The following is a 10006-nucleotide window of genomic DNA, read 5'->3' as shown; positions in this document are numbered from 1 at the left end:
GGTATGGGAATCACGCAACGGGGGAGATCGCGGGGGAGTTGGCGGCGCGGGGATGGACGATCGTGTCGGGAGCAGCGTTTGGGATTGATGGGATGGCGCACAGGGCTGCGCTGGCGGTTGGTGGGATGACGATCGCGGTGCTGGCGTGTGGGCCGGATCGGCCGTATCCAGTTCAGCATGATCAGCTGTTGGCCGAGATCGCCGATACCGGGCTGGTTGTCACCGAGTACCCGCCAGGGACTTCGGCTCGGAAACACTATTTTCTGGCCCGGAACCGGCTGATCGCTGCGCTCGCCGACGGGGTTGTCGTGGTGGAAGCCGGGGTGCGCAGCGGGGCGCGCAATACCGTGAAATGGTGTCGGCGCCTTGGGCGTCCGGCGATGGCGGTGCCGGGGCCGATCACCTCGGCGGCGTCGGTGGGGTGCCACCGGATGATTCGGGAGGGCGAGGCATTCATCGTGACCCGCGCCGAGGACATCCTCGATGAGGCGGGGCCGCTGCGGCTGTCGTTGCCGGGCTCGGTTCCGACCAGCCCGGAGGACAATCTGTCCGGCGACGAAGCACTGGTCCTCGCGGCACTGCCACGCACCGGCTCCCGCTTGCCCCGCGGGGTGGCCATCGATACCGGTCTGCCGCTGCCTACGGTTCGAGCGACCTTGTCCGCGTTGGAGATCGCGGGCTTGGTCGCCTGTGACGGCAATGGTTGGTACCGCACGAATCCACCGGCCGCCTCGGCCGGTGGATTCGGTGCCGCCGATGATCGGCTTCGGTGATCGCGCCTGGCGAGCCTGCCGTCAGTCGGGCAGGCCCGCCAGGCGGTGCGGGGCGAGCAGTTCGGCCACTGTCTCGGGGGCCAGCAGGCCCAGTTCGGTGGCGACGTCGGCGACCGGTTGGCCGGTTTGCAAGGCGTGCTTGGCGATTCGGGCACTCGCGGCGTAGCCGATATGGGGGGTCAGGGCTGTGACGATCCCGATCGAGCGGCGCACGCCTGACTCGAGGTGGTCGCGATGGGCGGTGATGCCGTTGACGCACTTGGTCGCCAGGGTGTCGGCCGCGGCGGTGAGGTGGGCGGTGATGCGCAGCAGGCTGTGGGCGATGATCGGCTCGAAGGCGTTGAGCTGGAACTGCCCGCCCTCGGCGGCCATGGTCACCGTCAGGTCCGCGCCGATCGCCTCGAAGGCGATCTGGTTGACGGTCTCCGGGATCACCGGATTGACCTTGCCCGGCATGATCGACGAGCCCGCCTGCACCGGCGGCAGGGTGATCTCGCGCAGGCCGGTGATCGGGCCGGAGGACATGAGCCGCAAGTCGTTACAGGTCTTGGACAGCTTCACCGCCACCCGCTTGAGGATGCCGGAGAGCTGGACGAACGCACCGCAGTCCTGGGTGGCCTCGATCAGGTTCTCGGCGGGAACGACCTGCTCGCCGGTGAGCTCCCCGAGCCGCGCGCAGGCCAGCGCCGGGTACAGCGGATGACCGTTGATGCCGGTGCCGATGGCGGTGCCGCCGAGGTTTACCTCGCGCAGCAGCGCGGTCCCCTCCGCCAGCCGCGCGCAATCCTCGCGCAGCATGATCGCGAAGGTGGCGAACTCCTGCCCGAGGGTCATGGGCACCGCATCCTGCAACTGGGTGCGGCCCATCTTGATGACATCGGCGAATTCGGCCGACTTGCGGTCGAATTCAGCCGCGAGCCGCTCCAGCGCGTCGACGAGCCGCCGAATGTGCGCGATGACGGCGAGTTTCACGGCGGTCGGGTAGACGTCATTGGTGGACTGGCCGAGGTTGACGTGATCGAGTGGATCGAGTTCGGCGTAGTCGCCGCGTTCGTGCCCGAGCAGTTCCAGCGCGCGATTGGCGATTACCTCGTTGGCGTTCATATTGGTGGAGGTGCCCGCGCCGCCCTGAATGGGATCGATCGGGAACTGGTCGTGCAGGGCGCCGCCGCGGATCTCGGCGCAGGCCGTCTCGATGGCGTCGGCGCGGCGCTGATCGAGCAGGCCGAGTTCCCGATTAGCCTGGCAGGCAGCCTGTTTGACGGCTGCCAGCGCGGTGATCAGAGCGGGGAAACGGCCGATCTGCTCCCCGGAGATGGCGAAATTGTCCAGGGCGCGGGCGGTGTGCACACCCCAGTAGGCGTCCCGGGGCACCTCGAGCGTGCCCAGCGAATCGTGTTCGGTGCGGGTTTCGGTCATTGTCGTCTCCATGCGATCGGCTTGTGGCTGGCAGGGATTGGGTTTTCAGTCGGTGAGTTCGCCGAGCAGATTGGTGGTCATCCAGCGGCGGAGTTCGGCCGCGGGGAGCCCGAGGCCGGCGAGGTGGGCGAGCTTGGCCAGCGCGGCCTCCCGCGTCATATCGCCGCCCCCGATGGCTCCCACGGCGAGCAGCGCGCGGCCGGGCTGGTACCGGCCCAGGTCGACGGTTCCGCTGTCGCAGTGGGTGATCGCCACGACGGGCGTGCCGCGCTCGGTCGCCTTGCCGATGGCGGTGACCGTGGCCTCGGAGACCGGCATGGTCCCGGCGCCGTAGCACTCCAGCACCACGCCGCCGTGGTAGATGCGCAGCGCGGCATCGAGCAGATCGGTGTCCATGCCGGGGAAGACGGTGAAAAGCCCTACCGGAGGCGAGCTTTCGCCCGCACGTGCCGCGACCGGATGAGTGACCGGCGTCCGCGGCGGGCTGAGCGGCCGCACGGCGGTGAACCCGTCGTACCCGTCACAGCTGCGCTTGCTGGCCCGTACCGCAGGATGCAGCGTCGACCCGAACGCGATGAAGACACCCGCGGCGGGTTGGGTGGCAATCGAATTCAAGGCCAGCATCAGATTGTCCGCGGCATCGCTGGCGGGCAGTCCGAGCGGGATCTGCGCGCCGGTCAGCACCACCGGGACCGGAATGTCGTGCAGCTCGAACGCGATTCGCGCACCCGCGTAGGCCATGGTGTCGGTGCCGTGAATGACGATGACGCCGTCGGGTGGGGTCGCACCGAGCCCGGCGCGCACCCGCTCGGCAATCCGGCGGGCAGTGCCCGGATCGGCGTCGGCGCTGTCGATGACTCGCTCGAGTTCGTGGTAGCGGAACTCCACCGGAATCCCGAACCGGTCGGTATAGGCGTCGATCAGGTCGGCGATCTCGCCGCCGATCCCGGCTCGCGGGCGCAGCCCGTCACCGCCGTCGACCATGCCGAAGGTGCCTCCGGTGTACAGGATCTCGACTCGCAGCGTCGAAACATCCTGTGCCACAGTGCTGGACGCGACGCCGGTCATAGGGCGGACTTCCCGTCCGTCGTGAGCACCGTGGCATCGAGCCGCCCGCGCACCCGGTACCAGCCCGCCACCATGGCCGCGACCACGCCCAGGAATGCCACCAGCGTGATGCGCCCGACCTCGGCGTCGAAGAACATCAGCACCACGACCGCGACCAGGAATCCGAGCGTGAGCACATTGAGCACCGGCGCGCAGGGCAGCCGGAACTCCGGTCGCGTGTACTCGCCCCGCTCGGCGCGGCGCACGAAGATCCAGTGGCAGACCATGATCGAGGCCCAGGTGCCGACGATGCCGAGTCCGGCCAGGTTCAGCACGATCTCGAAAGCCTGCTGCGGCACCACCAGATTCAGCACCACGCCCGCGATGCCGACCGCGCTGGTGATCAGGATCCCGCCGTAGGGCACACCGCGGCCGTTCATCCGCGCGGCGAATCGCGGCGCGGTCCCCGCCACCGCCATCGACCGCAGCGTGCGGCCGGTCGCGTACAGGCCCGCGTTCAGGCTCGACATGGCGGCCGTGAGCACCACCAGGTTCATGACGTCACCGGCGTGTGGCACACCGATCCGGCTCATCACCGTGACGAACGGGCTCTCGCCGGACGAGTACGCCGTCCACGGCAGCAGCAGCGTGAACAGCACCACCGAACCGGCGTAGAACAGCACGATCCGCCACATGATGGAGTTGACCGCCTTGGGCACGACCGCCCGCGGGTTGTCGGATTCGCCCGCGGCCACACCGATCATCTCGGTGCCGCCGAAGGCGAACACCACGCCGAGCGCGATGGTCAGCATCGGGGCCAGCCCGCGCGGGAAGATGCCGCCGTTGTCGGTGATGGTGGACAGGCCCGGGGTGTGCCCGCCGATATCGGTGCCGGTCACGATGAATCCGATTGCCACCAGCATGAACACGATGATGGTGCCGACCTTGACCAGCGCGAACCAGAATTCCAGCTCACCGAACAGCTTGACCGACACCACATTCAGGCCGACCACGACGGCCAGCGCGATCAGCGCGAGCACCCACTGCGGCACCGGCACGAAGAACGACCAGTAGTGCACGTACAGCGCGACCGCGGTGATGTCGGCGACCAGCGTGGTCGACCAGTTCAGGAAGTACAGCCAGCCGACCGAGTAGGCGCCGCGCTCGCCGAGGAATTCGCGGGCGTAGGAGACGAACGCACCGGAGGAGGGGCGGTACATGACCAGTTCGCCCAGTGCCCGCACCACCATGAAGGTGAAGATGCCGCAGACGATGTAGACGATGGCCAGTGACGGGCCGGCCAGGGCCATGCGGCCGCTGGCGCCCAGGAACAGGCCGGTGCCGATGGATCCGCCGATGGCGATCATCCGCATGTGCCGCTTGCGTAGCTGCTTCTGATAGCCGAGATCGCCGATGTCGATCCGCTCCGGCGAGCCGGTCGGGGCCGGGGTGGACGTCGCCGCGGCGTTCGTGTGCGCTGCCGCTGTGCTGGTGTCCGCTGTCGCGGCGCTGGTGTGCGCCGCGGACGGCGGTTGGTCGAGCTGCATGGGAAACCTTCCTCGGGCCGCATCCAGCCCTCGCGAGCGGCAGATGAGCGCTCAGGCAGTAAGGCTGTCAGGCTGTAAGACAGGTGAACCGTAATTGGCGTCACAATCGCTGTCAACGGCTTGCCGGATCACCCGTGGGAAACGCGGTGCGAGCGTTTTGCGCGGCTCGAGCCGGGTCGCCCATACTGGTCGCGTGACTGTCGAAGAAGGACGTGTGCAGCGCATCGGCGCTACGGAGGCGGTCTTTCGTCGACTCAAGAGCCTGATCACCAGCGGTGAGTACGCGGTCGGCGACCGCATGCCCGGCGAGATCGCCTTGGCCAAGGAATTCGGGGTGAGCCGCCCGGTGGTGCGCGAGGCCCTGCATGCCTGCGCCATTCTCGGCCTCACCGAAACCCGCACCGGCCGAGGCACTTTCGTCATCTCCGCCAAGGAGAACGCGCGGCTGACCTTCGCCGGCATCGAGGCCGGGGACCTGATCGAGGCCCGCCGCCTGGTGGAGATCCCGGCCGCCGGTTTCGCCGCGGAGCGCCACACCCCCGAACAGCTCGAGCAGCTGTTCACCCTCCTGGACAAGCTGGCCGCCACCACCGATGCCCGCGAATGGGTCCGCCACGACGGCGAACTGCACACCGCGATCGCCGCCGCCAGCGGCAACAAGATGCTGACCTCGATGGTCGCTGACACCCGCCGCGCCCTCGACGTCCAGTCCGAATTCCTCAACCTGACCCAGGACCGCCGCGCCGACTCCGACCGCGAACACGAAGCGATCGTCCGCGCCATCCAGGCCCGCTCCCCCGAAGCAGCCCGCCAGGCCATGTCCGAACACCTCGAACGAGTCGCCGAAACCCTGGCCCGCATCGACGGCTGACCCGGCCCGGACCGCCGACCTCCCGGCGAACAGCCTGCTGGCCCAGCCCCGCATCGACTGCGGGCGGCACGGGTACGAGAACCGGATCGACGCCGGATGCGCGCGCCCGATCGTCGCCGGTTGTGGGAGCGGGATTCCCGCCGTCAGCGAGGGTCGGATCGTCGTCGGGCCGCGGGCCAGCAGGCCGTTGTCGGCGAGGGCGCTTGCCTTGGGGGCGAATTCGGGTCAGCGTGGGGGGATGAGTGAGCTGCCCGAGGATTTGGAGGCGTTGCTGGCCGAGTATGGGCGGCATTTGCGGTTGGGGCGGAATCGGTCGGAGCACACGGTGCGGGCGTATGTGGGGGATGCGCGGGGGTTGTTGGAGCATTTGTTGAATCGGGCCGTGGATTCCTGTGTGGGGGAGGTGGATCTGCAGTTGTTGCGGTCGTGGCTGGCGGCGCAGGCCGCGGGGGGAGCGGCGCGCACCACAATGGCGCGGCGGGCTTCGTCGGCGCGGACGTTCACGGCGTGGCTGACGCATACCGGGCGGCTGGCGGTGGATCCGGGGCCGCGGCTGGGGTCGGCCCGGGCGCATCGGGTATTGCCGTCGGTGCTGGGGAAGGAGCAGGCCCGGGCGGCGATGGAGGCGGCGGAATCGGGGGCGGCGCAACATGATCCGATGGCGCTGCGGGATCGGCTCATCGTCGAGATGCTGTACGCCACCGGGATCCGGGTGAGCGAGCTGTGCGGGCTGGATATCGAGGATGTGGATCGGGAGCGGCGGCTGGTGCGGGTGCTGGGCAAGGGCAACAAGGAGCGGGCGGTGCCGTTCGGCGCACCCGCGGAGCAGGCGCTGGACGGTTGGCTGCGGTTCGGGCGCTCGGCCCTGGCCACGCCGGAGTCGGGGCGGGCGCTGCTGCTCGGCCGCCGGGGTCGTCGCATCGATCAGCGGCAGGCCAGAACCGTTGTGCACGAGGTGGTTTCGGCAATTCCCGGCGCACCCGACATGGGCCCGCACGGTTTCCGGCACACCGCCGCCACCCACCTGCTCGAGGGCGGGGCGGATCTGCGCGTGGTGCAGGAGATCCTGGGTCACGCCAGCATGGCCACCACCCAGCTCTACACCCACGTGTCGATCGATCGGCTCAAGAAGGTGCACGACCAAGCCCACCCGCGCGCCTGATGGATATTCCCGATTCGGTCGAACTGCTGCCCGGCGCCGCGGATTCGCCTGTGGTGCTGCATGTTCCGCATTCCGCGCGCACGATCCCGTCGGCGGTCCGCGCGGACCTGCTACTCGACGACCGAGCCCTGAACCGTGAGCTCGATGCCATCACCGACGCGCACACCTCGCAGCTGGCCGCCGAGGCCGCCCGCCTGTCGGCCGAGCGGCCCTGGCAGTTCGTGAACCGCCTGTCCCGGCTGGTCGTCGACCCGGAGCGCTTTCCCGACGAGCGGGAGGAGATGCTCGCGGTCGGCATGGGCGCGGTCTACACCGCGACAACCGATCGTGCGCCGCTGCGCGCACCGGATTTCGACCCGAATCCTTTGCTGGACCGCTACTTTCACCCGTACGCCCGGGCCATGACCGAGCTGGTCGCCGATCGGCTCGCCGCCGTCGGGCGGGTCGTGATCATCGACGTGCACTCCTATCCCGCCGAGCCCCTGCCCTACGAGCTGCACGGCGACGGCCTGCGCCCGCCGATCTGCCTGGGCGCGGACGCCTTTCACACCCCGCCCGAACTGCTCACCCGCGCGGCGGGAGCCTTCGTGGATTTCGGCGGTGTCGGCGTCAACAGCCCGTTCGCGGGAACCTATGTGCCCCTGGATTTCTACGGCGCCGATTCCCGGGTCTCCGCGCTGATGGTGGAGATCCGCCGCGATCTCTATCTGCCCGAGCCCGGTGGCCCGCCCGGCCCCGGAATAAATCGGCTGGCCGCGGCGCTGGCATCGCTCATTACGGGAATCCCATGATCAACGGCATATCGAGATCGTATCGACGACCTATCGGAATTCGTGCTAGCGTCACTTAGGTAATCCTAATTATGGAGGTGGCACTTTGGCACGCACTCGGACGACGCTGGTGGTCCAGAACACGATCCGCCTGACCGATCACCTGATCCGGGTCCGCCTCGGCGGTCCCGGTTTCGCGTCCTTCCAGCCCAACGATTTCACCGACGCCTACGTCAAACTGGTCTTTCCCGGCCCCGACGGCGACACCGTGCGCACCTACACGGTGCGCGAGGTGGACCGGGCGGCCCAGGAAATCGCCGTCGACTTCGTCTACCACGGTGACGAGGGCGTGGCCGGTCCGTGGGCGGCCGCGGCCGAGCCCGGCGACACCATCGAGCTGATGGGTCCCGGCGGCGCCTTCGCGCCGCGTCCCGACGCCGACTGGTATCTGCTGGCCGGTGACGAGTCCGCGCTGCCCGCCATCGCCGCGGCCAGCGAGGCGCTGCCCGGCGATGCCGTGGGTCAGATTTTCGTCGAGGTCGCCGGTCCGGCCGACGAACTGTCCTTCGTGCATCCGGAAGGTGTGGAGCTCACCTGGATTCACCGCGGCGACGCCGAACCGGGCGAGCGGCTGGCCGCGGCCGTCCGTGCCGCGGCGTGGCGTGACGGCCAGGTGCAGGTCTTCATTCACGGTGAGGCCCAGGCCGTCATGCACAACCTGCGCCCCTACATCCGCAAGGAACGCGCCGTCCCCGCCGAATGGGCGTCCTCCATCTCCGGCTACTGGCGCCGCGGCCGCACCGAAGAGGGTTTCCGCGTCTGGAAGTCCGAGCTCGCCGAGAGCGAGAAGGCCGCTCCCGCAGGCGTTTAGGCGATCCGCTCGTTCACCCCGAATCCCCGGCGCGTTGCGAAAAATGGTCGACGCGGGCGGTTTGCCGCCGTACCGTGCCGATCATGACCATCGAGATCCAGCCACTGCGTGACCGTTTGCGTGCGGCGATCCCCGCCGCGATGAAGGCGCGCGACCGCGCCGCCGTGGCCGCGCTGCGATCGGCCCTGGCGGCCATCGACAATGCCGAAGCGGTGGACGGTTCCGAGGTGCGGGCCGGGGCCATCGAAGCCAGCGCGGTCGGCCTCGGCGCGGCCGAGCGCGCCCGCCGCGACCTGACCGAAGCCGATATCGCGGCCATCGTCCGCGCCGAGATCGACGAACGCCTCAGCACCGCAAAGGAATACGAGTCGCTCTCCGGCGGCGCCGAGCGCGCCGCCACACTCCGCGCCGAAGCCGCCGCCCTCGCCGCCCACCTGGGCGAGGGCTGAGCTCACGTCGCTCCGCCCGCCTCAGCGCGGGCGGAGCGTCCCGATGTAGCGGCGGGCGAACCAGCGCTGGATGAGGCGGACGATCGGACCGCCGAGGCGGACGTACCAGGCGCCCGGCTTGGAGAACGCCGCGATCACGCCGTACACCGAATCGTCGGCGGGATCGTACTCGACGGCGAACAACTCCTCCCCGATCTCGGGATGCCCGGGCAGCGTGCCGTAGGCGAAGCCCCGCCGATCCGGCTCGTCGAGCACATAGACGACCCGGCACGGCGCATCGATCCCGATCGGCCCCAATCCCAGCCGCACGGTCAGATGCGTCCCCACCCGCACCCGCGGAGTATCGGCCCACTTGAAGATCCCGGTATCGCGCTGAATCCCGTAATCGAGGATGTGTTCGCCCGCCCGCTCGAAAAGCGCCCGCCCGGAACCGATTCGGAGCCGCAACCGGAAATGGTCGTACCCCGGCGGAAACTCACCCTTGGTCGCGCCCACCTCGGGATAGGTGAACGGCACTTCGGCGGACTGCTGCGACATACCCTCATCCTCCTGCCGTCCCCATCATCCGGATAGGCCGGGACGCTGTGATCCCGCTCCCGGCGCGGACGTCAGCGGTTTCAGGCGGATCGGGCCACGGCGCAGCAAGCCCAGCGGGTCGACGTACTCGCGGTCCCGGCGCGCACCCCAGTGCAAGCAGGGGGAGCAGGGTGCATGCCCGTCCTCCAGCACGCCGATCGGAGTGCCGCGAACCAGCCTGCGCCCCACCGGAATCGACGCGACAACCGGCTCGTAGGTAGTCCGCAGCCCACCCGGATGATCGATGGACACCACCGGCTTCCCCGCCACCATCCCAGCGAACACCACAATCCCATCCCCGGCCGGCAACACCGCCTGCCCCCGCGCACCCGCCAAATCCACCCCGCGATGCCCGGGCAGCCAATCGTGCTCGGGTTTGTCGAACACGCGCACCACCGCCGGTCGCGGCTCCAGCGGCCATCCGTACGCCCCCGCGGGCCCCTCCCGATCCGCCGGCGCGCCCCGGCTCGGAGCTGCCAGGCTGATCACGCAGAGCGCGGGCAGGCCGACCATGCACAACC

The 10006-nt window shown here is 69.3% G+C and carries 11 protein-coding genes; 6 read left to right on the top strand and 5 right to left on the bottom strand.

Annotated features, from left to right (window positions below; all coding sequences use genetic code 11):
* On the top strand, positions 1 to 773 hold a 773-nt coding region (locus ACAM49_RS35620), incomplete at its 5' end, for a DNA-processing protein DprA (RefSeq protein ID WP_369639940.1).
* A gap of 21 nt (positions 774 to 794) precedes the next feature.
* Here ACAM49_RS35620 and ACAM49_RS35615 read toward each other — a convergent pair.
* From ACAM49_RS35615 to ACAM49_RS35605, 3 genes are read right to left on the bottom strand one after another with little or no spacing between them, the layout of a single operon-like run.
* Entirely contained in the window at positions 795 to 2192 is a 1398-nt protein-coding gene (locus ACAM49_RS35615; protein ID WP_369639939.1) for an aspartate ammonia-lyase, read from the bottom strand.
* A gap of 45 nt (positions 2193 to 2237) precedes the next feature.
* Positions 2238 to 3260: an asparaginase domain-containing protein gene (locus ACAM49_RS35610; RefSeq protein ID WP_369639938.1), complete on the bottom strand. Its 1023-nt coding sequence runs from the start codon at positions 3258 to 3260 to the stop codon at positions 2238 to 2240.
* The gene (locus tag ACAM49_RS35605; RefSeq protein ID WP_369639937.1) at positions 3257 to 4786 is read right to left on the bottom strand and encodes an amino acid permease; all 1530 of its coding nucleotides are present in this window, start codon (positions 4784 to 4786) and stop codon (positions 3257 to 3259) included. Before ACAM49_RS35605 ends, ACAM49_RS35610 begins: the two co-directional genes overlap by 4 nt.
* 193 nt (positions 4787 to 4979) lie before the next feature.
* Between ACAM49_RS35605 and ACAM49_RS35600 the strand changes: the two genes are divergently transcribed.
* The 5 genes from ACAM49_RS35600 (at position 4980) to ACAM49_RS35580 (ending at position 8909) form a co-directional block, all read left to right on the top strand.
* Complete coding sequence (locus ACAM49_RS35600) at positions 4980 to 5657, top strand: FadR/GntR family transcriptional regulator (protein WP_369639936.1); 678 nt, start codon at positions 4980 to 4982, stop codon at positions 5655 to 5657.
* Between the two features lie 238 nt (positions 5658 to 5895).
* The gene (locus ACAM49_RS35595; RefSeq protein WP_369639935.1) at positions 5896 to 6819 is read left to right on the top strand and encodes a tyrosine recombinase XerC; all 924 of its coding nucleotides are present in this window, start codon (positions 5896 to 5898) and stop codon (positions 6817 to 6819) included.
* A complete protein-coding gene (locus tag ACAM49_RS35590) occupies positions 6819 to 7610 on the top strand; it encodes an N-formylglutamate amidohydrolase (RefSeq protein ID WP_369639934.1) in 792 nt (263 codons plus the stop codon). The genes ACAM49_RS35595 and ACAM49_RS35590 overlap by 1 nt, the downstream gene beginning before the upstream one ends.
* Before the next feature lie 85 nt (positions 7611 to 7695).
* Positions 7696 to 8460 (top strand): siderophore-interacting protein, encoded by a 765-nt coding sequence (locus tag ACAM49_RS35585; RefSeq protein ID WP_369639933.1) that lies wholly within the window; start codon positions 7696 to 7698, stop codon positions 8458 to 8460.
* Between the two features lie 83 nt (positions 8461 to 8543).
* Positions 8544 to 8909, top strand: coding sequence for a hypothetical protein (locus ACAM49_RS35580; RefSeq protein ID WP_369639932.1), 366 nt, complete (start codon positions 8544 to 8546; stop codon positions 8907 to 8909).
* A gap of 21 nt (positions 8910 to 8930) precedes the next feature.
* On the opposite strand, the gene ACAM49_RS35575 is transcribed toward ACAM49_RS35580, so the two are convergent.
* Positions 8931 to 9446 (bottom strand): DUF1990 family protein, encoded by a 516-nt coding sequence (locus ACAM49_RS35575; RefSeq protein ID WP_369639931.1) that lies wholly within the window; start codon positions 9444 to 9446, stop codon positions 8931 to 8933.
* Positions 9447 to 9470: 24 nt separating this feature from the next.
* Positions 9471 to 9998 (bottom strand): M23 family metallopeptidase, encoded by a 528-nt coding sequence (locus tag ACAM49_RS35570; protein WP_369639941.1) that lies wholly within the window; start codon positions 9996 to 9998, stop codon positions 9471 to 9473.
* Positions 9999 to 10006: the final 8 nt, after the last annotated feature.

This window comes from Nocardia sp. JMUB6875, assembly GCF_041154655.1.
GTDB lineage: Bacteria > Actinomycetota > Actinomycetes > Mycobacteriales > Mycobacteriaceae > Nocardia.
The sequence above is the reverse complement of the archived record's forward strand: the minus strand, read 5'-3'. Positions and strand labels throughout refer to the sequence as shown.